We start from the raw sequence: 22,731 nt of genomic DNA on the forward strand, positions 1-22,731 counted from the left end.
AATTATTCTTCTTCATTAAAGTTATCAGATTTTATTGAATTTTCATTTTCTTCATTTAAATCTTCTTCATTTAAATCCTCATTGTGTTCAATTTCGACTTTAGCCACAGCAGCTATTTCATCATCAGATTTTAAATTAATTAATTTAACTCCTTGGGTAGCACGCCCCATGATGCGCAAAGCCGAGACAGAAGTTCTAATCGTAACCCCCGATTTATTAATAATCATTAAATCATTTTCATCAGTTACATTTTTTAAGGCAATTAAATTTCCTGTTTTTTCTGTAATATTTAATGTAATGACTCCTTTGCCACCACGGTTGGTTTCTCTATAATCCTCTACATCTGTTCGTTTACCATAGCCTTTTTCAGAAACTACAAGAATGGTGTCATTCGCCGTATCTGCTACAATAACCATTCCAATGGCTTCATCTTTTTTATCTAATCTAATACCCCGCACTCCTGATGCAGTTCTACCCATTGCACGGACGTTAGACTCATGAAAGCGAATGGCTTTGCCACCTTTAGCAGCAATCATGATTTGGTTGTTTCCATCAGTGAGTTTAGCTTCTAAAAGCTCATCATTTTCTCGGATAGAGATGGCGTTGATACCATTAGCCCGAGGGCGAGAATAGGCTTCTAGAGAGGTTTTTTTGATTTGCCCCTCTTTGGTTAGCATGACAACAAACCTTGATTTGACGTACTCTTCATCCATCAAGTCATGAGTGCGAATATAAGCCCTTACGCGGTCATCAGGTTCTATGGCAATCAGGTTTTGAATAGCTCTACCTTTACTGGTTTTGCTTCCTTCTGGAATTTCAAAAACTCTAAGCCAAAAGCATTTTCCTTTTTCTGTAAAAAACAGCATATATTGGTGATTGGAAGCGACAACCATATATTCTAGGAAATCACCATCTCTAGACGTTGCGCCACGATTCCCCACGCCACCACGAGATTGAGCCTTGTATTCGCTCAAAGGCGTTCTTTTAATGTAGCCTAAATGTGAAATAGTTAGCACCATTTTCTCATCAGGAATAATATCTTCAATGCTCATTTCTCCACCAGCATAATTAATACTCGTTCTGCGCGTATCACCAAATTTTTCTTTAATTTCAATCAACTCTTCTTTGATGATGGCAAAACGTTGGTCAGCATTAGCTAAAATTCCTTCCAAGCGTTCAATTTCTGCCATGATGGCTTCATACTCTTCTTTGATTTTTTCGAGTTCCATTCCCGTCAATCGAGCAAGGCGTAAATCTAAAATTGCTTGAGCTTGGATTTCGGTCAGCTCAAATTCCTTCATCAAGCCGTCTTTAGCTACATTCGGATTCTCGCTATGGCGAATGATTGCAATTGCTCGGTCGAGCGCGTCTTCTGTCGCGATAACTTTCATAAAGCCTTCTAAAATATGGGCTTTTTCTCTCGCTTTGCGCAATTCATATTCAGTGCGACGCACAATGACTTCGTGGCGGTGGTTAACAAAATGTTTGATTAAATCTTTCAGATTCACTTGCTCGGGGCGACCATTGACCAAGGCAATATTATTAACACTGAAAGAAGTTTGAAGCTGAGTATATTTAAAAAGTTTATTTAAAACGATATTAGGAATTGCGTCTGTTTTTAATAGATAAACGATACGCATACCTTTGCGGTCAGATTCATCTCTAATTTCAGAAATCCCTTCCATTTTCCCGTCTTTGATTAAATCAGCCGTAGCCTTAATCATATTAGCTTTATTGACTTGGTAAGGAATTTCATCAACAATAATGGCATCTCGACCATTGATTTCTTCAAAACGAGTCTTCGCTCTTAGAATTATTCTACCACGTCCTGTTTCAAAAGCTTCTTTTACACCATTATAACCATAAATAATGCCTCCAGTAGGGAAATCTGGTGCTTTGATATATTCCATCAAGCCATCAAAACTAATCTCATTATCATCAATATAAGCATTAATCCCGTCAATAACTTCAGAGAGGTTATGCGGAGCCATATTGGTTGCCATACCCACCGCAATACCAGCTGCTCCGTTGACTAACAGATTTGGAATCCGTGTAGGCAAAACCGTTGGTTCCATCAGCGTATCGTCAAAATTTAGCTGATGATCTACCGTTTCTTTATCAATATCTGTCAACATTGCTTCAGATATTTTTCGCATTCTAGCTTCAGTGTAGCGCATTGCAGCAGGCGGGTCGCCATCTATAGAGCCAAAGTTGCCCTGCCCATCGACCAATTGATAGCGCATCGACCACTCTTGTGCCATCCTCACCATGGTATCGTACACAGAAGAATCACCATGCGGATGGTATTTACCTAAGACTTCACCGACTAGACGCGCTGATTTTTTATAAGCACGGTTGGAGAAAAGTCCTAAATCATACATCCCATAGAGTACGCGGCGATGAACTGGCTTTAGCCCATCTCGAATATCTGGCAGTGCACGAGAAACGATAACTGACATCGAATAATCGATATAGGCAGATTTCATTTCATCTTCAATATTGATCGGAATTAAATTCTCATTGATATCTTCAATCATATATCTTATTTTTTCCTATAATTTGCTAATATACGAAGTATAAAACGATACTTTCACTATTTTTGAAAGGTAATTATCAACAATGAATGTGAATTTTTATCAAAAAAAAGATTTTTCATTTGCTATTCATTTAAAAATAAATGTTATATTTGCAACCCGATTTGAGTAATGAATAATTAATTAATGTTATGAAAAGAACATTTCAGCCTTCCAATAGAAAAAGAAGAAATAAGCACGGATTCCGAGAGAGAATGTCAACTAAAAACGGAAGAAAAGTTTTAGCAAGAAGAAGAGCTAAAGGTAGAAAAAGACTTACGGTAAGTGCTGTGAGAGCAAAACGCTAGTTCTAATCTAAGACTAAAGAATATAGCCGCTTTTTTTTTAACGAAAAGCGGTTTTTATTTTTTAATTAACACTTAAGGTGTTTTATAAGCTATTAAAATCCTTATTTTTGTTTTAAAATTTGATTCCATGAGTACAACGCCTATTATACAACTCCGTAATGCCGATATTTATCAAAGAGATTTTTTAGTCTTAAATAATATCGATTTTGATTTGTTTTCAGGCGAATTTGCTTATCTCATCGGGAAAACTGGTAGCGGGAAAAGCAGTCTGCTCAAGATTTTATACAGCGATTTACCCTTGCAAAATGGAGAAGGTCAAGTAGCGGGATTTGATTTAGCACAGCTTAAAACTTCAAAAATTCCAGCTTTGCGCAGGAAATTAGGAATTGTATTTCAAGATTTTCAGTTGTTGACAGACCGAAATATTGAGAAAAACTTAAGATTTGTATTGAAGGCAACAGGCTGGAAGGATAACGTGGAAATCAGTAAAAGAATTGATGAAGCTTTAGAAAACGTGAATATGATGACCAAAAAGCATAAAATGCCTCATCAACTTTCTGGCGGAGAGCAGCAGCGCGTGGCCATTGCTAGGGCTTTATTGAACCACCCTGAAATCATTTTAGCAGATGAGCCAACGGGGAATTTAGACCCCCATACCTCGATAGAAATTATGAATTTAATTCAGAAAATTTCAAAAGAAAGACATATGGCGGTGCTGATGGCAACACACGATTATTCCCTCATAAAGCGATTCCCCGCAAAAACTTTCCGTTGCGAGAATGGAAAGGTGATAGAAGTCTCTACTGAAGACATTTTTTTAGATTAAAATTTTTTAAGGCTTAGAAAATTTCTGATTTTTTTAAAGCTTAGAAAATTAGGAAAAAAATATTTACCAAGTTATAATTATTAGCCTTTTATCTTTCACTTTTTATTACCCGTTTCTAAAAATTAATTCTTCTCAGGATTTAGAAAAAGATAATACAATTGTACAAAAACTAAAAAAGCATTGGGAATGATGATGGGAATACTATCAATCGAAAAACCATAAATCGTGAAAAAAATACAGCCAGCAAGATTGACGATGCGTATGAGTTTTAAATTATTTTTGATTAAAAAACTCGCAACGATGCAGATAGAAGCAGAGTAACCAACTAAATCAATCCAAGTCATTAGTTAAAATTTATTCTAAAGATAAGCTTTTAATCGGTAAAAACGTTTTTTATTGATTAAATTTGTTGTATGATTCAATCTTTAGACAAAATCAAAAATAAGAATTCCGAGCAATTTTTCCTCATTGCAGGGCCTTGTGCCATTGAAAATGAAGATACGCCCCGTCGTATTGCAGAGAAAATTGTGGAGTTGACAGATAGATATAGAATTCCTTATATTTTTAAGGGTTCTTTTAGAAAAGCCAATCGTTCTAGGTTAGATTCCTTCACGGGAATTGGTGATGAAAAGGCTTTAAATATTTTAAAAAAAATAGGAGAAGAGTTTGATATTCCTGTGACGACAGATATTCACGAATGCTCGGAGGCGACTTTAGCGGCTGATTATGTAGATGTTTTGCAGATTCCAGCTTTTCTAGTTCGGCAAACAGATTTGGTGGTGGCTGCTGCACAAACAGGGAAAGTCGTTACGCTAAAAAAAGGTCAATTTTTGTCTCCAGAGGCAATGAAATTTCCTGTGGAGAAAGTAAAAGAAAGTGGCAATGAAAAAGTGGCAATCATTGAGCGAGGAACCACATTTGGTTATCAGGATTTGGTAGTAGACTTTAGAGGAATTCCTGTGATGAATGGGTTTGCACCTGTGATTTTGGACGTGACGCATTCACTCCAGCAACCAAATCAAAAATCGGGTGTGACTGGAGGAAAACCAGAGTTGATAGAAACTTTGGCAAAAGCAGGAATAGCGACTGGAGCTAAGGGAATCTTTATTGAAACGCACCCTGAGCCTCAAAATGCTAAATCAGATGGAGCTAATATGTTGCCACTTAGCAAATTAGATGATTTGTTGGCAAAATTAACTAAAATTAGAGAAGTCATTTATTCTATTTAAAAATTTTTTAAGGCTTAAAAAAAATGCAAAAAAAATTAATTCAAAAATACAATACACCTGGACCGCGGTATACGAGTTATCCTACTGTTCCGTATTGGGATGAAAATACATTTAGCCTAGAGAGTTGGAAGCAAACTTTAGTGAAATCTTACCAAGAAACTAATCAAAAAGATGGGATTTCGATTTACATTCACTTGCCGTTTTGTGAGAGTTTATGCACGTTTTGTGCTTGCCACAAACATATTACCAAACGCCATGAGGTGGAAGATGACTACATTGATACGGTACTAGAGGAATGGAAATTGTATCTTCAGCTACTTGGGGAAAAGCCAAGAGTCAAAGAATTGCACTTTGGCGGAGGAACACCAACATTTTTTAGCCCAGAAAATTTAATCCGATTGCTCGAGGGACTTTTTGAAAATGCAGAAATACACCCTGAGCATGAATTTAGTATAGAAGGACATCCTAATAATACTACAAGGGAGCATCTACAGGCTTTGTATGATTTTGGATTCAAGCGAATTAGCTTCGGAGTTCAGGATTATGACTTTCAAATTCAAGAAGCTATAAACCGCATTCAGCCTTATGAAAATGTGGAGCGTGTAACGCTTCAAGCACGTGAAATTGGCTATGAAAGTATTAGCCACGATTTGGTTTTTGGGCTGCCATTCCATTCTTTAGAAAAAATGAAAGAGACTATTCGCCTGACTAAGCAGCTAAATCCTGACCGAATAGCCTTCTACAGCTATGCGCATGTGCCGTGGGTGAAGGGAGTGGGGCAGCGTGGCTTTGATGAGGAAGATTTACCGACACCTGATAAAAAAAGGGAGTTGTATGAGGTAGGGAAGCAAATGCTGGAAGAGTTGGATTATGTAGAAATAGGGATGGATCATTTTGCCCTGAAATCAGACTCGATGTATCAGGCGATGATTAATCAGAAACTGCACCGAAACTTTATGGGCTACACAACTTCCAACACGCAAGTGATGATTGGCCTAGGAATGTCGGCTATTTCTGATAGCTGGTATAGTTTTGCTCAGAATCATAAGAGTGTAAAAAAATATACCGATTTGGTGAAAGGCGGAACAATTCCTGTGGTGAAAGGGCATATTTTGAACGAGGAAGATTTACTAATTCGCCGACATATTCTCAACTTAATGTGTCATATGGAAACAGACTTTACAGAAGCTAAATTCCCTGAATTAGAATCTGTTAAGAATAATTTGGCTGAAATGGAAAAAGATGAATTGATTGCCTTTGAAGATAATCGCTTGAAAGTTACAGAAAAAGGGCGGATTTTTGTAAGGAATATTTGTATGGCTTTTGATTTGCGAATGCTGAGGAATCAACCACAGACAAAAATTTTTTCAATGACGATTTAATTCAAAATTGTTTATTATCTTTACGTTTTATCACCAATTATGCAAGAAATTAGTGTTCATGATAAGATATTTTATCCTTTTTTGAGCGAAGAAGAAATTTATAAAGCTGTAAAAAATGTAGCACAAGAGGTTTATGAAAAATTCACAGATGATGTACCGATTTTCGTAGGAGTTTTGAATGGCGTTGTAATGTTTATCAGTGATTTTCTCAAACATTACCCAGGTGATTGTGAGTTGGCTTTCGTGCAAATGCAATCCTATCAAGGGACTTCCTCTACGGGAGAAGTCAAAAAATTAATGGATTTGCCTTCTCATTTAGTCGAAAACAGACATATCGTCATCATGGAAGATATTGTGGATACTGGGAACACATTAGAAGCTCTTTACCAAATGCTAGAAAATAAAAATGTGAAAAGCCTCAGTATTGCAGCTCTTCTCTTTAAGCCAGAAGCATATCAAAAAGAATTAAAAGTAGATTTTATAGGACTAAGCATACCCGATAAATTTGTGGTAGGTTATGGCTTAGATTACAACGGGTTAGGAAGAAATTTGCCAAGTATATATCAAGTAAAAGAATAAGAAAATGAAAAACATTGTATTGTTTGGACCTCCAGGAAGTGGAAAGGGAACACAAGCGGGAAATCTTGTAAAAAAATTTGATTTTGTACATTTATCAACGGGTGAAATGTTTCGGTTTAATATGCGAGAGGAAACCGAATTGGGAGTTTTGGCCAAAGAATATATAGCCAAAGGCGAACTGGTACCCGATGAAGTGACGACTAAAATGCTGAGAGCAGAAGTGATTAATAACAAAACTGCTAAAGGTTTATTGTTTGACGGGTATCCGCGTACTACAGAGCAGGCCAAAGATTTAGATGAAATTCTAAAACAAGAACTAAATGAAGAGATTGATTTGTGTTTAGCTTTGGTAGTAGAAGATGAAATTTTGGTACAAAGACTCTTGAAGAGAGGAGAAACTAGCAATCGTGATGATGACCAAAATGAGGGAATAATCCGAAATAGAATAGCAGAATATTATAAAAAAACAAACGAGGTTTCTCAACACTACAGAAGTCAAAATAAATGGGTAGAAATCAATGGTGAGGGTAAAATAGATGAAATTACTCAGAGCTTGATTGGCGAAATAGAAAAACTATAGTTCCCGATATATGGAGCTGATAGAAAAATATTTCCCAGAGCTTTCCGCACAGCAGAAAAAGCAATTTAAAGACTTGGGTACGTTGTACGAGGATTGGAATCAAAAAATCAATGTGATTTCTCGTAAAGACATCAGCCAACTGTATCTCAAACATGTTTTGCATTCCTTGGGCATCGCTAAAATTGAGCAATTTGTCCCACAACAGCGAATTTTGGATGTAGGGACAGGCGGTGGATTCCCTGGGATTCCTTTAGCGATTTTATATCCTGAAACAGATTTTATCCTAATCGATTCCATTCAAAAGAAAATAAAGGTGGTAGAAGAAGTCGCTGAGGCTTTAGGCTTAAAAAATGTTTCTGCACAGCAAATCAGAGCAGAAAAAGTTACGGGGAAATTTAATTTTGTCATCAGTCGTGCGGTGACGCAAATGCCTAGATTTATCACTTGGGTAAGGCAAAAATTTTTAAATGAAAAAGCCCCCATGCAAAAATTAGAAAATGGAATTCTTTACCTGAAAGGGGGAGATTTAGATGAAGAAATGAAAGGTATAAAGTATTTGGAGTTCGAGCTTTCTAGGTATTTTGAGGAAGATTTTTTTGAAACTAAAAAGCTTATTTATTTTAAGCCTTAGAAAATTTTTCATAAAAATATTTTAGTAATATCTATAAAAATCTGTTTTTATACATAGAAACAGATTCTTTATATTTATTTCAAAATTTAACTAAAAAAAATAAAATTATCTGATAAAAATCTAATTTTAATTAAAAAAAAGAAAGGTTTTCTTTTAAACTTTAGAAATATTTATTCCTCTTCTTCTTTTATATTTTTTCCGTTAGTTCTTGCCGGTGACCCAGGGCGATTCCCACTTCTTTGATTAGCCGGATTAATAGCGACTTGTCTTTTACCAGATTCCTTTTGTGTTGAAGCTGCCTTACTCATAATTTCTAAATTTCAATCAATATTTTAGTATAAATTTCTATGCCAAAACGCTTTTAAATTACTTGAACTACTTTAAGTTTTATAGTTAAAAATTTTTTAAGCCTTCAAAAATACTGTTTTTTTATTTACAAAAGACAAAATTCCATCTTCTGATAATTCCCTGCCGTAGCCTGAAATTCCAACACCGCCAAAGGGTAAGCGTGGGTCACTTTTGACCAATTCGTTGATGAAAACTGCACCTTCATTTAGTTCTGAAATCATTCGCTCGGCTCTTTCTAAATTTTGAGTAAATAAAGAACAGCCCAACCCAAAATCAGATGCATTTACTAAGTCAATAGCTTCATTTTCATTTTTAAAGGGAACTGCAATCAACAATGGCCCAAACGTTTCTTCTTGAAAAACAGGCATCTCGGTTGTAACATTTGTCAGCAAGGTCGGTTCAAAATAGGCTGCATTACGCTTTCCACCTATCAATATTTCAGCTCCCATTTCCACCGATTTTTTCATTTGTTTTTCTAAATCTTCTGCTAAATCTTCTCTTGCCAAAGTCCCAATATAAGTTTCAGAATTGAGGGGGTCACCAGATTTTAAATTTTCAATCTTAATTTTTAAAGCCTTTAGAAATGAGTCGAAAATAGACTCTTCTATTAGCAGTCGCTTCCCAGCGATGCAACTTTGCCCCGTATTTTGGAAGCGTGCGTTTACTATCGTTTCCAAGGTGGAATCCCAGTTACAATCTTCAAAAACCACCAGTGCATTACTCCCGCCCAATTCCAAAAGAGAAGGTTTAATTTCCTCGCCTGCAATTTTAGCTATCGCGCTACCCGCAGGCTTGCTGCCAGTCAAGCTGACGCCTTTTATTCTCGGGTTTTTGATGATTTTTTCTATTTTTTCACTAGAAATAATCAAAGCCTGAAAAATTTCTCCTAAACCAGCGTATTCAAAAGCTTTTGCAATATTTTTTGAACTTTGCATCACATTGCTAGCATGCTTGAGCAAAACCGTGTTGCCCGCCATCAGCGTAGGAATTGCAAAGCGAAATACTTGCCAAAAGGGGTAATTCCATGGCATAATGCCTAAAATCACACCCAGAGCATCGTAGCGGATATAAGATTTTTGTGCATCGGTCTCAATGGATTTAGGTTCTAAAAATTTTTCTGCATTTTCAGCATAATATTCACAAACCCAAACACATTTTTCAATTTCGGAGATTGATTGGCTGATGGGTTTTCCCATTTCCAGCGTCATAATTTTTGCAAATTCATTTTTCTCTTTTTCAATGAATTGGGCGACTTTCATGATTTTTTTTGCTCGTTCTTCAAAGCTCGTTTTTCGCCAAGAATGGAATGCCTGATGTGATTTCTCAATAACCTGATGAATTTTTTCAGCCGAATCTTCATGGTGTTCAAAGAGCAGTTCGTTGGTATATGGATTAATTGATTTCATTTAAAAAATTTTTTAAGCCTTAAAAAAAAAATTATTTTTTATAAACATTCAGTCCTTGGATAAAGTTGATATCCACTGGGATACCGTTTTGATTCAAGCGATCTAAATCAGTTTGTAAACTGCTCGGGATTTTACCGTATTTCTCTACCAAGGCAGCCACGCCGTTGTAGTCGCCGTTGCCCTGTAAAGTCAAAATCTCTTTTGATAAATCATTCATTGCAGTTTTTAGGTTTTCATAATTCAGGGTGTATGTGCCATCCGCATTTTGAGTAAATGCTTTTTTCTCTTTAAAATAATTGAAGCGAATCATATTGGCGACCCCGTGTGCGCTGCTTGCACCAAATCTCACAGAGCGGAAAATACCAGCCATGAAAGTCGTCATATAATCTTTTATATCGCCTTCCAGTTCATTTTTGTTAACTAATTGATTGACCATGTATAGGCCTAAAATATCGGCCTTGCCTTCTTCTAGTGCAGAGGCGTGTTCTTTCAGGCTTTGGCGTACGCTTCCTTTGCCATTGATGGTGTTTTTGATGCCTAAACCGTGAGCTACTTCATGAAACATTGTATTGGCAAAAAATGCATCAAAGGTGACGTTCTTTCGCTGTTTTGGGTCAATTAAAAGCTCACTAATGGGTTTTAGAATTTTATCAAATTTTGCTCGCATCGCATTTTTGAGCTGTAGGCGGCGAGTTCCTTTCTCCAATTGTACGCGTTCATCATTAGGGAGGTTTATTGCAATGGTTTTACTCCCAGCATTACTATGCCCAGCATAATAAATCACATCATACGCATTTAAATCTGCATCACTGCCTGGTTTTTCTGCTTTGTACTCATTGGCGACAGGCAAATTAGCCTGCAATTCGGGCAAAAATTGAGCATATTTTTCTAATTTTTTGCTCCACTCTTGGTCTTTTACCAAGATATAAGCTTCGTGCGAGGCTTTGTAGCCAAATAATTGATCTTCATAAGTTTCGATAGGTCCTACTATAAAATCAAGGCGGTTGTCTTTCATGTTCATCCAAGCCAAATCACTCTCGTAGTAGTCATCAGTTCTTAGAGCTTGGGCACGTTTTAGCAAATAAGTTCTAAAATCTTTTGTTTCAGCAAATTGAGCCGCTTTTTCCATTAATTTTGCAGCTCGTTCGATTTCTTTAGGAAACATTTCATGGTAAGGAATCGTGTACAAATTCCCGTTCATATCTCTTCGCACGAAAGTGTAAAGACTTTTCCCGTCTTTTAAATTAGCCGCCTCAAACTCTTCTTTCGTCATATTTGTTGGGTAGAAATTGGCACCTGCTGGTTTTGCGCCAATTCCTTTGATGAACGGAGCATCATTATTTAGCCTATCCCAAGGCCCGTAATTGATGACTGCAAACTTTTCTTTATCTCCTTTTAGGTAGTTTAGCAGAGCCTCTTTTTTACCGTAAGCTTCATACCAAAAAAGTTCATCCATGATTTTTGCTACTTCAAACAGGTAAGGTAGCATTTTCTGGTCGTTCTCGCTCAATTGGCCAGCATCGGTATTTAAAGTGAAATCGGCATACTTTTCAGGTTCAACTTTAGCCATTGAGACATCGTTTTTTTGTGTAGCACAACTGGTTAAAATAATAGCAGAAGCGATACTTGTAATATATTTTTTCATAATTCGTTTAAGCTTTAAATCAAATGTAAGAAATTATCTACTCAATTTGATAAAAAAACTAGCAACTTCTTGTTTAAACCAATCGATGGGCAAGGGATGAGCCATATCTTTTCTGATGTTAATATGAATTTTTGAAGGCTTAGAAAATTTTTCTAAAATAAAGTTAAAACTTTCCTGAGCCAAAACCACTTCATCTTGCCACCCGATGCAGATTTGCATCAAAGCCGTTTGATTTTGAGTATCGGGCAGATTGGGGATATGCTGGGCAAAAGACAATGCTGGATTGAAAAGCAAGGCTGGGATTTGCCATTGATTGGCAAGGAAGAAGCCGAGCAAACCGCCTGCACTGGAGCCGATGATGACGTCGTATTTTCTGTTTTGGTCTAAAAACTTATTCAGAATTTCCAAATCGTTTTCATAATCCAATCGTGGCGCCGCTATCTGAGTTGAATATTGCTCTAGAACCTTTTGTCTATCGGCATGAAGTTTACTGTTTAACCCATGCAAATAAAGAATTTTCAACATTTTTTTTAAGCCTTAAAAAATTTAAACCAAATCGGGAGTAATAGGCAAAGATTTCGCAGAATAATATTTCTGCTTTTTATCTAGCGAAAACTCAAAATCAATTTTGCCTAAATTTAATCCGCCCCAGCCTACTTGGTTGATGAGCACCGTTTTACCTTCAGTGTTTTTCATTTCCACGGGAGCAGGCAAAAAGGTATGGGTATGCCCACCGATGATTAAATCAATATCTTTGGTTTGCTGAGCCAGTTTGGAATCATCAATTTTAGAAGAATCATATTTGAAGCCCAAATGTGAAAGGCAAATGATTAAATCACAATGCTTTTCTTTCAGTTTTTGAGTCATTTCTTGAGCGATTTCTACTGGATTTAGGTACTGCGTCTCTTGGTACAAATCCTTGGGAACCAACCCAGCGAAATCAATACCAAGCCCGAAGATCCCTACTCGGATGCCGTCTTTCACAAAAATTTGATAGGCTTTTGTTTTCCCTTCTAAAATGGTGTTTCTAAAATCGTAATTAGAGCAAATGAAACTAAAATCAGCGTGTTTCAATTGTTTTTCAAATCCTTGTAAGCCATTATCAAAATCGTGATTACCCATAGTGCAGGCATCATATTTCATCTGAGACATTAGCTTAAACTCCAATTCTCCGCCAAAAAAATTGAAATAAGGCGTCCCTTGGAAGATGTCACCAGCATCCAATAGCAAAACATTTTTTTCTTGAGCCCTAATTCGCTCAATTAGAGTAGCACGGCGCGCAAAACCGCCACGGTTGCTGTATTTCTCGTTCTCAGAAGTCTCAAAAGGTTCTATGCGGCTGTGTTGGTCATTGGTATGTAAAATGCTTAATCTTTTCGTGCCAGATTTCGCCCAAGCTGGCATGGCGGGTAAAGTCGCAAAAGCTGTGGCAGCTAAGGTTTGCTGAATAAAATGTCTTCTTTTCATTTTTTTTTCAAAAAAATTATCTGTAGCGTGGTGTTGTATTAATTTTTATTGTGTCTGATTTCTCAAAATATTGAATAAACAAACCTCTTAGTTTCAAATCAAGCGGATGAAGCTCTATCGGGTTCGCTAGGAAATCCATCCCATCGCCACCCTTTTGCAAAAAATCGGTGGTAGCAATCGTGTAAGTTTTATTCACATCAAAAGGTTGATTTTTTATCAAAATATCAGAATCTTCACCTTGCCGAGCAAAGCTAAATCCTGCAATGGGGTGTCCTTTGCCTTTTCTCAAATATTCAATCATTTCCTTGAATTTTTGCCCTGAAATTCTCACTACAACGACTTCATTCTCAAACGGCATCAGCTCATAAATTGACCGTACAGTTAGATTCCCAGGCGTGAAATTACGGCGCAAGCCACCACTATTGGTGAGCGCCGCATCAACTTCTTTACCATAATTTTTTTGGTAAACCTCATTAGCCACAGCCAGCAGCGCATCAGCACTCACGAGTGCTAAATTAGAATTTAGCCCATCTTTGTTTAGAATATAAGGATTGTACGTGATGACTTTATCCATCTGCGCATCCAATTGCTTTTTATACGGAGCAATGAGTTGCTGAGCATCTCTGTGAGGTGGAGTTAGCGAATCAATGCTGAATATTTCTTTTTGTGGTGCAGCACTTTGATGCAAAACGGGGCGGCAAGAGAAAATGAAAAACAGAATAAATAAATAATTTACAGGGAATTTCATGAATTTATAATTTAAGGCAAAGATTGTATTTTTTTCTTGTTTTTTAAAAAGCTTTAAAAAATATATTCTCAAAAATTTCTAAAGCCTTAAAAAAAATCCTCTGTCTCAAAAAAAACAAATTTGCATAATTCAAAAACGTAAAATACATTTGCGGGCAGGTTGAGAGAAGAAAAATCTCAACGAAAATTTTAACAAAAAAATAACGAAATTTTAACAAATGAAATTTGTGGGTTTCAAAATAAAGTGTAAACACACACACACACACACACACAAGTAATGAGCTAAACAACTCATTATCAGCAACTTATAATAATTTTTTGCTTCCCCTCGGGAGCGAACCGCAAAGCCGTGCAAGAAAATCTTGTGCGGTTTTTCTATTTTCACCTGTGTGAAAGTAGTAATTTCTTCAAAAAGAAGAGCCTCACGGGTTGGGGCTCTTTCTAAAAGAAGAAGTAAAAAAAGTTGAATAAAAAACAGCAAAAATTTAATGAAGAAAAAGAATAAATCGATAAAATATTAACAAAAAAAATAAAACAAATGAAGAAATTATTACTTTCTTTAGCCGTATTATCAGCGGTAGCGGTCACTGCTCAGGTGGGCATTAACACAGACGCCCCACAAGCCATGCTAGACATCAGTGCAAAAGACAACCAAAAAGGAGACCTGCGCATACAAGATGTTGAGGAGAAATCTACCCAATGGCTTTTAGTTTGGGATGAAAAAGACCAAAAGGTAAAGCGCACAAGCCTCTTAGAGATTAAAAGAAAAACATTTGATGAGATAAGGATAGATTATATCCGCATTAAGCAACCAGACAAAGCAGATGAAATCATCAATAAAATCAACCAATGTACGCCAGAAAACATACTTTTTGATAAGCGCTTTGGTGACGGCAAGCATGATTTTGTGTATTGCGCAACAACTGTAAGCGGAGAAGGCTACAGTAGAACATGGCTCAACCTCAACCTTGGAGCAGAATACGCCAACATCCATAGTCCTCATTTTGACCCTGTCGTTAGTAAAACAGGCGAAACTATCCACAAGGACGAAAATCTTTACGGTTCATATTACCAATGGCAGAGAGCGAGTGATGGGCATGAGTTTAGGAATACACAAACTACCCCTGACAAAGCCACAAGTTGGACAAACGCGGGCAGTTCAGCAGGGAAGTTTATTACTACAGAGAGCAATGACGGTAACTGGGTAACGAATGGTGAAGAAGCAACAGGTGCAGATTTAGAGTTGTGGAGAGCAGGAAGAGATAATAACCCTTGCCCGTCTGGTTACCATGTTCCGACTATCGATGAGTGGAAGGACTTTCATCGGGCTGTAACGGGGCGTAGCGGTGATCCTTATGTTTCTACTAATCAAATGTGGACACAGAAGATATTACCAAACCTTGCAGCTGCTGGCTACCGTTACTATAACAATGGTTCGCTGAGCAACAAGGGTTCTTACGGAGAATACTGGAGTAGCTCTGCTGGCGGCAGTAACAACGCTCACGGCATGTACTTCCGCACTGGCGGCAGCGGTACGTACGGCAGCGACCGCCGAGCTGACGGCTATAGCGTGCGTTGTATTAGAGATAATAATTAAAAAGTAGCGTATAAAGAGAAAACAGGCGTGGTTTGTATAAAATCACGCTTGTTTTTTTGCCTAAATTCAATTATTATAAAAAAGCTAATGGAGTAAATTTCAAGGTTTTTTTTAATAATCAAATTCAGGTTTTGCATAAAGAATGTAACGAATAACTTTGCAAAATTGGTTTTAAGTACTTATGTCTAAAAAAATACTTATTTTTACCCGCAGTTATTTTTAGTTATGCTAAACCCAAAATATCAAAATTTAATGAAGAGAACTTTCTAGTGCAGAAGGTTCTTTCGCTTTTCTTATTAAACAATTGTAAAAATTAAAAACAAATGAATTTAAAAAAGTATATCAATAAAGGAATGAGTTTTCAGCAATATTATCAGCATATAGATGAGGTGATTGCCAATGGAAACAAAGAGGAAGCTACTTACCCTTATTATGAGCTAAACAAAACTAGAATAGAGCGTTTGCAAAAGAAATTTGAAGTTTCTGAAGAAAATCTTGAAAAAATTAAAGGCTTAAAAAATTTAATTTATTTAATTGTAATTACAGAAGGTTGGTGCGGAGATGCTGCACAGATTTTGCCGATAATAGAAGGAATTTGCGCTCAAAGTGATTTCATAGAAGCGAGAATCGTGCTGAGAGATGAAAACACAGATTTGATGCAAGAATATTTGACCAACGGCAATCAATCGATCCCGATAGTAATAGGAATAGATGAAAGTGGCGAAGAAAAATTCCACTGGGGGCCACGGCCAGCTTGGGCTGATGAAATACTGAAAGCTTATAAAAATGATGAAATTTCAAAAAGTGATTTTTTAATTCAGATTCAAAAAAAGTACAATCAAGATAAAGGTAAATCTATTGAAAATGAATTAATTGAATTGATATTGAGGTGAGAAAAGTATTTCTGTTTAGTTTGTTGCTATTATTTTTCAGTTGTGGAACAAAATCTGAAAAAATACGATTGACAAAAGAAGATTTAAACTTAGTTTTGACTGATTTAGCTGGGAATCACACAAATTTAGCTGATGCCTACGGGGAAGTGATATTTCTCAATTACTGGGCGAGTTGGTGCCCGCCGTGTCGTGCAGAAATGCCATCGGTACAGCAACTTTATCATCGTTACAAAGACCAGATAAAATTTGTTTTCATCAGTTTAGAAGAACCAGTGGAAGATTCAAAAAATTATCTCGAGCAGGGAGGTTTCAGTTTCCCATCGCATCAGGTGGAATCAGTCATTCCGACAAAAATTAAGCCTGCTAGTTTGCCTACGACTTTGATTATTAGTAAAAATGGAACTGTAGAATTAAAAAAAGGAGGCGCTAGGGATTGGAACCAAAAAGATGTTTATGAATTACTCGACAGCTTAATTCAAAAAAAATGAAGTTTGAGTTAAAAATAAAATCAACTTGGAATAATTTTTGAATTTCACACCAATAGATTGTCAAAAAAAATATTGAATGGGTAGAAGTAGATTATTATACCAAATTTGGAGAAATAGAAAAGATATGGACTCAAACCTTATCAAAAGCCGATTACAAGCATTGTCTCGCATGATACCTTTAATTTATAAAGGCGAGTACAAGCCCAAAAGTAATATGAACATCATTATAGGAGTTGTAGCGGCTTTGTATGCAGTTTCTCCATTGGATTTTATTCCTGAAATTGTAGCAGGACCTTTTGGTCTACTTGATGATTTTTTCATTTTAGGCTATGGGTTGAAGCGAATTAACGCTGAAATAGAAAATTTCTTGGCGTGGGAAGATCAACAGAAAAAAATTATTCTTCAGCATTAAATTTTTAAAGGCTTAAAAAAAAATATTTTTTGATACAAAAATCACAAATTTCGATTGCTGAGAGCAAGGTGAATCAAAGACTGATAAGTAAAATAGAGATCACTTCGGTTGAATGGTTGAATACTTTATCTCTGCCGCTATCTCCACCGTTGCGAAATATTCGTTTTTTTGCTTAGAATCAAAGCTTTACAAAAGAAAGTTGAAAAATAATAAGAAAATGAAAAAATTTTATAATCAATTATTAGAAAATAATAAAAACTGGGTAAAAAGTGTGATAGATAAATCACCTGATTTCTTCAGCGATTTGTCTAAAGGGCAGCAACCGCCTGTGCTATGGATAGGCTGTGCAGATAGCAGGGTTCCTGCCAATCAAATCATTGGAGCCAAGCCAGGCGAAGTTTTTGTGCACAGAAACATTGCCAATATGATTGTTCATACCGATATGAATATGCTTTCAATATTAGATTACGCTGTGAATAGTTTGAAAATCAAGCACATAATTGTTTGTGGGCACTATGGTTGCGGTGGCGTAAAAGCTGCAATGGGCAAAGATTCTGTTGGGATTATAGATAATTGGCTCAGGCACATTAAAGATGTTTATCGTCTGCATCAAGCTGAATTAGAGCAAATCAAAGATAAGGAAGAAAAATGGGATAGATTTGTAGAGCTGAATGTGGAAGAGCAGGTGTATGATTTGGCTAAAACCAGTATTGTACAAAGTGCTTGGAAAAATGAGCAAGAGCTGGGTTTACATGGTTGGGTTTATAATATCAAAGATGGTTTAATTAAAGACTTGGGGTTAAATATCTACAACGATGAAGAGTTGGAAGATGTCTATAAATTAAATATTTAAAAATTTATAATAAAAAATTTTTAAAGGCTTGAAAAAAAACCACAAGCCTTTTTTTTATTTTCGTAAATGGAATGAGAAAAGGAACTTTAATTGTGGTGGTAGGCCCCACAGCGATAGGGAAAACGAAGTTGGCTATTGATATTGCTCAGAATTTTGATGCTGAAATAATTTCATCAGACAGTCGCCAATTCTACCAAGAAATGGAAATCGGGACAGCTGTACCATCTCAGGAAGAGTTAGCCGCAATCAAGCATCATTTCATCCAACACATCTCGATTGTAAAAGATTATTCTGTAGGTGATTTTGAGCGAGAAGCGTTGGAGTTTATGCAAGAGTATTTTGAGGAAAAAGAAATTCTAGTCATGGTCGGCGGCTCTGGATTGTATGAAAAAGCGGTGACACAAGGCTTAGATAATTTCCCAGAAATTCCTGCTGAAATTAGAACTAGGCTAAACCAAGAATTATCGAGATTTGGGCTTGAAAAATTGCAAAAAGAATTAGCTGAAAAAGATTCAATGTATTTTTCAAAAATTGATGAAAATAATCCGCAGCGTGTGATTCGTGCGCTGGAAATAATCAGAGGTAGTGGTAAGACTTATTCTTCATTTTTAAATCAAAAGAAAAAAGCACGAGATTTTGATGTTATTAAAATCGGATTGACCGCTGAACGAGAAATGATTTATGAGCGAATTAACCAGCGCGTGGACGTGATGATGAAAAATGGTTTGCTGGAAGAAGTAAAAAAATTGTATGGATTTAAAGCTTTAAATGCTTTACAAACCGTCGGTTACCGAGAATTATTTGCCTATTTTGAAGGCGAATATGACTTGAATTTTGCCATCGAAGAAATCAAAAAAAACACTCGAAGATTTGCCAAAAGACAACTCACTTGGTATCGCAAAGATAATCTGGTACAATGGTTTGATTTTAGAAATAAAGAATTGGTAATTAATTATTTAGATAAAAAAATGCAATTTTAGCCTATTTTGGAACCATTTTTCACTACACGTTCTGGCATCAATAACACGATGTTTTGATTTTCTGAGTATATGCCCATCACTAGGCATTCAGAAAAGAAATTGGCAATTTGCTTTGGCGGAAAATTCACCACCGCAATGACTTGTGTGCCAATTAAATCCTCTTTTTTGTAAACTTCTGTAATTTGTCACGTATGCCTATTTTCTCAAAATCAGATCATTTGATTGCCTATTATGATATAATTTAAAAATTATCCTGTAGCAACCATTTCCATCAAAATTGCACAAATCAAGGCTCCGTATGTGCCAAGTGCATAGCCCAATACTGCCATTAAAACTCCGACTGATGCCAAACTTGGGTTGAACGCAGATGCGACAATAGGTGCACTTGCTGCTCCTCCTACATTGGCTTGAGAGCCTACCGCTACAAAGAAAAATGGAGCCTTTATCATCTTGGCAACAAGCAAAAGAATAATGACATGCACAAGCATCCAAGTAAGTCCAATTACGAATAATCCGATATTGTCTTTATCAAATATTTGAGCCAAATCCATTTTCATTCCTATCGTTGCTACTAAAACGTAAATAAAAACGGAGCCCCAACGCGTAGCGCCTACGCCTTCTAATTTTCTTGCACTTGTAAAAGATAGTGCTAGACCAATAGTTGTAGCAATGACCACCAGCCAGAAGAATCCGCTCGCCAAAGACTGTAGATTCATATTTTTTAAACTCTCAATTCGCTCTTCCATAAATGGTGTAATTATGTCTGAGCCCCAGTGCGCAAGCGCAACTCCTCCGAAGGCGACTGCCATCAAGATAAAAACTTCTGCCGTTGTAGGAATCTTTTTAACCGATGCATTGTAATCTTCCATCCTTTTTTCCAAATCCAAAATAGCTGCATTGTCAGCTTTTAATAATCGATTGGCTTTATCGCGAATATTTGCACCGTATAATAAGAACCCCATCCATATATTTGCGACAATCACGTCCACCACAATCATAATCCCAAAAATATTATCCGCAACCTCAAAAACTTCTTTCATGGCAGTTTGGTTCGCTCCACCGCCAATCCAACTTCCAGCAATTGTGGACATCCCTCGCCAAAGTTCATTTACTGATAAATTGCTAGGAATCAAGCTAGGAAATAAATATTCTATAACCAAAAGAGCAATTGGCCCTCCTAAAATTATTCCAATCGTTCCTGCCAGAAACATAATGATTGCTTTGGGGCCTAACCGCATGATTCCTTTAAAATCAATTCCTAAACATAACAAAATTAATGCTGCGGGTAGCAAATAGCGAGATGCAACGTAATATAATTGTGAAACTTCACCATCTACCAAACCCAAAGGCCATTTGAGCAATGCTGGCACGAAATAACACAACAAAAGTGAAGGCACATAAGTGAAAAATTTAACCCAAAAAGGTTTTTTAGACGATTCTAGATAAAAAATAATAGCTAAAACGGCCATTATTAATCCTAAAACGATAGCGTCATTTGTGAAATATGCTTGCATCAAAAATTTTTTAAGGCTTTGAAAATAAATAAAAATTTTTTAACCAATATTAGCCCAGCCAATTTTTTTCAAATGATATTTTTCAAAAAAATATTTAATATTTTGATTTTCATTGTTTTGCAGTAGAGGGTCTGAATCAAAAACTTTTTCAGCAGCGAGACGTGCAGCAAGGAAGATTTCTTTATCTTGATTTAAATCAGCTATTTTCAATTCCAAAAGCCCGCTTTGTTGTGTGCCCATTACGTTCCCAGGGCCACGCAATTCCAAATCTACTTCAGAAATTCGGAAACCATCATTAGTTTCGCACATTGTAGAAATTCGCCGAAATGCCGTTTCATTCAACTGGTCTTTTGTCATCAAAATGCAATAACTTTGCTCGCTACCACGCCCCACGCGCCCTCGCAATTGGTGCAGTTGAGATAAACCAAATTTCTCTGCACTTTCAATTACCATAATGCTAGCATTAGGAACATTTACCCCTACTTCTATCACCGTTGTAGCAACCATGATGTCTGTTTCGCCATTTACAAATCGTTGCATCTCATGCTCTTTTGCATCAGGGTGCATTTGCCCGTGTACAATACTCACGGCATATTTGGGTAGAGGGAAATAACGAGAAACGCTCTCAAATCCGTCCATTAAATCTTTATAATCCATTTTATCTGACTCCTGAATCAGTGGATAGACGATATATGCCTGCCGACCTTTGGAAATTTCAGAAGCAATAAAGTTAAATACAGCTAGGCGGTCTTGGTCTTTTCGGTGAACAGTTTTGATGGGTTTACGACCTGCTGGAAGCTCATCAATAGTAGAAACATCTAAGTCCCCATACAATGTCATCGCCAAGGTCCTAGGGATTGGCGTGGCTGTCATGATTAAGATATGCGGAGGCTTTTTACCTTTTCTCCATAATTTAGCCCGTTGAGCCACGCCAAATCGGTGCTGTTCATCAACAATGGCTAAACCCAAATTCTTGAATTTCACTTTTTCTTCAATCAGAGCATGCGTGCCTACCAAAATTGAAAGTTCCCCATTTTCTAAATTTTCATGAATAATCTTTCGCTCTTTCCTCGATGTAGAACCCGTTAATAAGGCAATGTTAAGCCCAATTTTATCAGCTTGATTTTTTAGGCCATCAAAGTGTTGTTGCGCTAAAATTTCGGTCGGAGCCATTAGTAGCGACTGAAACCCGTTGTCGGCAGCCATTAGCATGCAGAGAAAAGCTACAATCGTCTTCCCGCTACCTACGTCGCCTTGTAGTAAGCGATTCATTTGCTGCTCTTTACCTAAGTCAGAGCGAATTTCCTTTATTACTCTCTTCTGGGCAGAAGTTAATTCAAAATCCAAGTGCTTATGATAAAATGTATTGAAATAATCACCAATTTCTAGAAAAGCATGTGAGCGATAATTTCTTTTACCGATGATTTTTTGCACAAGCAGAGAAAGATGTAGAAAGAAAAACTCTTCAAATTTTAGTCGTCGGCGAGCCTGCTCAAGCGAATGAATATCAGGCGGAAAATGAATCCACTCAAAAGCTGTTTCTCTTTTGATTAAATTATAATTCTTTAAAATAGGGTGAGATAAATTTTCCCGAATGTAGCCACGCGCTAGATTTAGAGCCTCGGTCATGATTTTTTGCCAAACTCGTGTGGAAATCCCTTTTTTCTGAATTTTTTCGGTGGAAGGGTAAACGGGCTCCAATATTCCCTCCAATTTTTCTTTAGGGTTAAAAGGTTTCAATTCAGGATGGGTAAAACTAATTTTCTGATTGAATAGCTGCGGCTTACCAAATAAAATAACGTGTTGGTTGAGCAATTCTTTAATTTTATTTTTTTGCCAATCGCTGGTTTTAAACCATACTAAATCCACACGTCCCGTTGCGTCGATTAGCTCAGCAGAGAGCCTTTTTTTTCCTCCTTCGCCCAATTCTTTAAGATTCTGAAGCCTACCAATTATTTGTAAATCAGTGCTAGTAGAGTTAATTTCAGCAATGCGATGAAACTGCGTCTTATCCACATACCGAAATGGGAAATGATAAAGCAAATTTCGAAGTTGAGAAATTTTCAGTTCATTTCTTAGAATCTCTGCACGTGCTGGCCCCACGCCAGAAATGTAATCGATAGGGGTGTAAAGCGGATTGTTCACTTCACAAAAATAATTAATTCACCAAGTCTACATAAAATTTTTTAAGCCTTAAAAAAATAAGATAAATATTTGGTTTAATAAAACTGTTTATTGCGGAGGAAATTATATTTTTGCAGAAAATTGAATAG

24 protein-coding genes are annotated in these 22,731 nt (G+C 36.6%); 13 read left to right on the forward strand and 11 right to left on the reverse strand.

The features are described from left to right. Positions 1–2 precede the first annotated feature (2 nt). On the reverse strand, positions 3–2,537 hold the full coding sequence (gyrA, locus tag D5J18_RS07790) for a DNA gyrase subunit A (RefSeq protein ID WP_119058436.1): 2,535 nt from the start codon (positions 2,535–2,537) through the stop codon (positions 3–5). A 188-nt stretch (positions 2,538–2,725) separates the two neighbouring features. Here gyrA and rpmH point away from each other — a divergent pair, with 188 nt between their 5' ends. Together rpmH and D5J18_RS07800 are read left to right on the forward strand one after the other, a co-directional pair. Further along, on the forward strand, positions 2,726–2,881 hold the full coding sequence (gene rpmH, locus D5J18_RS07795) for a 50S ribosomal protein L34 (RefSeq protein ID WP_119058437.1): 156 nt from the start codon (positions 2,726–2,728) through the stop codon (positions 2,879–2,881). A 127-nt stretch (positions 2,882–3,008) separates the two neighbouring features. After that, positions 3,009–3,707, forward strand: a complete 699-nt coding sequence (locus tag D5J18_RS07800; RefSeq protein WP_119058438.1) for a cell division ATP-binding protein FtsE — start codon at positions 3,009–3,011, stop codon at positions 3,705–3,707. A 122-nt stretch (positions 3,708–3,829) separates the two neighbouring features. On the opposite strand, the gene D5J18_RS07805 is transcribed toward D5J18_RS07800, so the two are convergent. Continuing rightward, the gene (locus D5J18_RS07805) at positions 3,830–4,051 is read right to left on the reverse strand and encodes a SemiSWEET family transporter (RefSeq protein ID WP_119058439.1); all 222 of its coding nucleotides are present in this window, start codon (positions 4,049–4,051) and stop codon (positions 3,830–3,832) included. A gap of 69 nt (positions 4,052–4,120) precedes the next feature. Here D5J18_RS07805 and kdsA point away from each other — a divergent pair, with 69 nt between their 5' ends. From kdsA to rsmG, 5 genes are read left to right on the forward strand one after another with little or no spacing between them, the layout of a single operon-like run. Continuing rightward, complete coding sequence (gene kdsA, locus D5J18_RS07810) at positions 4,121–4,936, forward strand: 3-deoxy-8-phosphooctulonate synthase (protein ID WP_119058440.1); 816 nt, start codon at positions 4,121–4,123, stop codon at positions 4,934–4,936. 23 nt (positions 4,937–4,959) lie between these two features. Further along, positions 4,960–6,318, forward strand: a complete 1,359-nt coding sequence (gene hemN / locus D5J18_RS07815; RefSeq protein WP_119058441.1) for an oxygen-independent coproporphyrinogen III oxidase — start codon at positions 4,960–4,962, stop codon at positions 6,316–6,318. Positions 6,319–6,357: 39 nt separating this feature from the next. Further along, positions 6,358–6,897: a hypoxanthine phosphoribosyltransferase gene (gene hpt, locus D5J18_RS07820; RefSeq protein ID WP_119058442.1), complete on the forward strand. Its 540-nt coding sequence runs from the start codon at positions 6,358–6,360 to the stop codon at positions 6,895–6,897. 4 nt (positions 6,898–6,901) lie between these two features. Then, positions 6,902–7,477, forward strand: coding sequence for an adenylate kinase (locus D5J18_RS07825; RefSeq protein WP_119058443.1), 576 nt, complete (start codon positions 6,902–6,904; stop codon positions 7,475–7,477). 10 nt (positions 7,478–7,487) lie between these two features. Further along, the gene (rsmG, locus tag D5J18_RS07830; protein ID WP_119058444.1) at positions 7,488–8,108 is read left to right on the forward strand and encodes a 16S rRNA (guanine(527)-N(7))-methyltransferase RsmG; all 621 of its coding nucleotides are present in this window, start codon (positions 7,488–7,490) and stop codon (positions 8,106–8,108) included. A 170-nt stretch (positions 8,109–8,278) separates the two neighbouring features. On the opposite strand, the gene D5J18_RS08830 is transcribed toward rsmG, so the two are convergent. The 6 genes from D5J18_RS08830 to D5J18_RS07855 all read right to left on the reverse strand — a co-directional run bounded on the left by D5J18_RS08830 (position 8,279) and on the right by D5J18_RS07855 (position 13,722). Then, positions 8,279–8,416, reverse strand: coding sequence for a hypothetical protein (locus tag D5J18_RS08830; RefSeq protein WP_165844991.1), 138 nt, complete (start codon positions 8,414–8,416; stop codon positions 8,279–8,281). 96 nt (positions 8,417–8,512) lie between these two features. Then, positions 8,513–9,862: an NAD-dependent succinate-semialdehyde dehydrogenase gene (locus D5J18_RS07835; protein ID WP_119058445.1), complete on the reverse strand. Its 1,350-nt coding sequence runs from the start codon at positions 9,860–9,862 to the stop codon at positions 8,513–8,515. 31 nt (positions 9,863–9,893) lie between these two features. Further along, positions 9,894–11,507, reverse strand: a complete 1,614-nt coding sequence (locus tag D5J18_RS07840) for a DUF8614 domain-containing protein (protein ID WP_119058446.1) — start codon at positions 11,505–11,507, stop codon at positions 9,894–9,896. A gap of 33 nt (positions 11,508–11,540) precedes the next feature. Further along, complete coding sequence (locus D5J18_RS07845; RefSeq protein WP_119058447.1) at positions 11,541–12,032, reverse strand: YqiA/YcfP family alpha/beta fold hydrolase; 492 nt, start codon at positions 12,030–12,032, stop codon at positions 11,541–11,543. Positions 12,033–12,053: 21 nt separating this feature from the next. Next, entirely contained in the window at positions 12,054–12,974 is a 921-nt protein-coding gene (locus D5J18_RS07850; protein WP_119058448.1) for a bifunctional metallophosphatase/5'-nucleotidase, read from the reverse strand. A gap of 16 nt (positions 12,975–12,990) precedes the next feature. Further along, entirely contained in the window at positions 12,991–13,722 is a 732-nt protein-coding gene (locus D5J18_RS07855; protein WP_133298129.1) for a 5'-nucleotidase C-terminal domain-containing protein, read from the reverse strand. A 537-nt stretch (positions 13,723–14,259) separates the two neighbouring features. Here D5J18_RS07855 and D5J18_RS07865 point away from each other — a divergent pair. The 6 genes from D5J18_RS07865 to miaA all read left to right on the forward strand — a co-directional run bounded on the left by D5J18_RS07865 (position 14,260) and on the right by miaA (position 18,944). Beyond that, positions 14,260–15,318 (forward strand): FISUMP domain-containing protein, encoded by a 1,059-nt coding sequence (locus D5J18_RS07865; protein ID WP_119058451.1) that lies wholly within the window; start codon positions 14,260–14,262, stop codon positions 15,316–15,318. 323 nt (positions 15,319–15,641) lie between these two features. Next, positions 15,642–16,211, forward strand: coding sequence for a thioredoxin family protein (locus D5J18_RS07870; RefSeq protein WP_119058452.1), 570 nt, complete (start codon positions 15,642–15,644; stop codon positions 16,209–16,211). Then, positions 16,208–16,699: a TlpA family protein disulfide reductase gene (locus tag D5J18_RS07875; RefSeq protein ID WP_165844992.1), complete on the forward strand. Its 492-nt coding sequence runs from the start codon at positions 16,208–16,210 to the stop codon at positions 16,697–16,699. Before D5J18_RS07870 ends, D5J18_RS07875 begins: the two co-directional genes overlap by 4 nt. 76 nt (positions 16,700–16,775) lie before the next feature. Beyond that, a complete protein-coding gene (locus tag D5J18_RS07880; RefSeq protein WP_119058454.1) occupies positions 16,776–17,111 on the forward strand; it encodes a YkvA family protein in 336 nt (111 codons plus the stop codon). Between the two features lie 217 nt (positions 17,112–17,328). Continuing rightward, on the forward strand, positions 17,329–17,964 hold the full coding sequence (gene can, locus D5J18_RS07885) for a carbonate dehydratase (protein ID WP_119058593.1): 636 nt from the start codon (positions 17,329–17,331) through the stop codon (positions 17,962–17,964). A 71-nt stretch (positions 17,965–18,035) separates the two neighbouring features. Then, positions 18,036–18,944 carry a tRNA (adenosine(37)-N6)-dimethylallyltransferase MiaA gene (miaA, locus tag D5J18_RS07890; protein ID WP_119058455.1) on the forward strand — a complete coding sequence of 303 codons (909 nt, stop codon included), beginning with the start codon at positions 18,036–18,038 and terminating at the stop codon, positions 18,942–18,944. Here miaA and D5J18_RS07895 read toward each other — a convergent pair. From D5J18_RS07895 to recG, 3 genes are all read right to left on the reverse strand, one after another. Continuing rightward, positions 18,941–19,126, reverse strand: coding sequence for a hypothetical protein (locus tag D5J18_RS07895; protein ID WP_119058456.1), 186 nt, complete (start codon positions 19,124–19,126; stop codon positions 18,941–18,943). The genes miaA and D5J18_RS07895 overlap by 4 nt on opposite strands. 66 nt (positions 19,127–19,192) lie before the next feature. After that, positions 19,193–20,458 carry a DUF819 family protein gene (locus D5J18_RS07900; protein ID WP_119058457.1) on the reverse strand — a complete coding sequence of 422 codons (1,266 nt, stop codon included), beginning with the start codon at positions 20,456–20,458 and terminating at the stop codon, positions 19,193–19,195. A 39-nt stretch (positions 20,459–20,497) separates the two neighbouring features. Then, a complete protein-coding gene (recG, locus tag D5J18_RS07905; protein WP_119058458.1) occupies positions 20,498–22,603 on the reverse strand; it encodes an ATP-dependent DNA helicase RecG in 2,106 nt (701 codons plus the stop codon). Positions 22,604–22,731: the final 128 nt, after the last annotated feature.

The sequence above is a fragment of the Candidatus Ornithobacterium hominis genome, from assembly GCF_900538215.1.
GTDB classification, from domain to species: Bacteria; Bacteroidota; Bacteroidia; order Flavobacteriales; family Weeksellaceae; genus Ornithobacterium; species Ornithobacterium hominis.

Excerpts from the sequence above, each read along its gene's own strand:
- kdsA (WP_119058440.1), top strand. The coding sequence starts at position 4,121 with ATGATTCAATCTTTAGACAAAATCAAAAATAAGAATTCCGAGCAATTT.
- D5J18_RS07845 (WP_119058447.1), bottom strand. The coding sequence starts at position 12,032 with ATGTTGAAAATTCTTTATTTGCATGGGTTAAACAGTAAACTTCATGCC.
- D5J18_RS07900 (WP_119058457.1), bottom strand. The coding sequence starts at position 20,458 with ATGCAAGCATATTTCACAAATGACGCTATCGTTTTAGGATTAATAATG.
- D5J18_RS07825 (WP_119058443.1), top strand. The coding sequence starts at position 6,902 with ATGAAAAACATTGTATTGTTTGGACCTCCAGGAAGTGGAAAGGGAACA.
- D5J18_RS07800 (WP_119058438.1), top strand. The coding sequence starts at position 3,009 with ATGAGTACAACGCCTATTATACAACTCCGTAATGCCGATATTTATCAA.
- hpt (WP_119058442.1), top strand. The coding sequence starts at position 6,358 with ATGCAAGAAATTAGTGTTCATGATAAGATATTTTATCCTTTTTTGAGC.
- D5J18_RS07880 (WP_119058454.1), top strand. The coding sequence starts at position 16,776 with ATGGGTAGAAGTAGATTATTATACCAAATTTGGAGAAATAGAAAAGAT.
- hemN (WP_119058441.1), top strand. The coding sequence starts at position 4,960 with ATGCAAAAAAAATTAATTCAAAAATACAATACACCTGGACCGCGGTAT.
- D5J18_RS07865 (WP_119058451.1), top strand. The coding sequence starts at position 14,260 with ATGAAGAAATTATTACTTTCTTTAGCCGTATTATCAGCGGTAGCGGTC.
- D5J18_RS07870 (WP_119058452.1), top strand. The coding sequence starts at position 15,642 with ATGAATTTAAAAAAGTATATCAATAAAGGAATGAGTTTTCAGCAATAT.
- gyrA (WP_119058436.1), bottom strand. The coding sequence starts at position 2,537 with ATGATTGAAGATATCAATGAGAATTTAATTCCGATCAATATTGAAGAT.
- D5J18_RS07835 (WP_119058445.1), bottom strand. The coding sequence starts at position 9,862 with ATGAAATCAATTAATCCATATACCAACGAACTGCTCTTTGAACACCAT.
- D5J18_RS08830 (WP_165844991.1), bottom strand. The coding sequence starts at position 8,416 with ATGAGTAAGGCAGCTTCAACACAAAAGGAATCTGGTAAAAGACAAGTC.
- rsmG (WP_119058444.1), top strand. The coding sequence starts at position 7,488 with ATGGAGCTGATAGAAAAATATTTCCCAGAGCTTTCCGCACAGCAGAAA.
- D5J18_RS07840 (WP_119058446.1), bottom strand. The coding sequence starts at position 11,507 with ATGAAAAAATATATTACAAGTATCGCTTCTGCTATTATTTTAACCAGT.
- can (WP_119058593.1), top strand. The coding sequence starts at position 17,329 with ATGAAAAAATTTTATAATCAATTATTAGAAAATAATAAAAACTGGGTA.
- miaA (WP_119058455.1), top strand. The coding sequence starts at position 18,036 with ATGAGAAAAGGAACTTTAATTGTGGTGGTAGGCCCCACAGCGATAGGG.
- rpmH (WP_119058437.1), top strand. The coding sequence starts at position 2,726 with ATGAAAAGAACATTTCAGCCTTCCAATAGAAAAAGAAGAAATAAGCAC.
- D5J18_RS07850 (WP_119058448.1), bottom strand. The coding sequence starts at position 12,974 with ATGAAAAGAAGACATTTTATTCAGCAAACCTTAGCTGCCACAGCTTTT.
- D5J18_RS07805 (WP_119058439.1), bottom strand. The coding sequence starts at position 4,051 with ATGACTTGGATTGATTTAGTTGGTTACTCTGCTTCTATCTGCATCGTT.
- D5J18_RS07855 (WP_133298129.1), bottom strand. The coding sequence starts at position 13,722 with ATGAAATTCCCTGTAAATTATTTATTTATTCTGTTTTTCATTTTCTCT.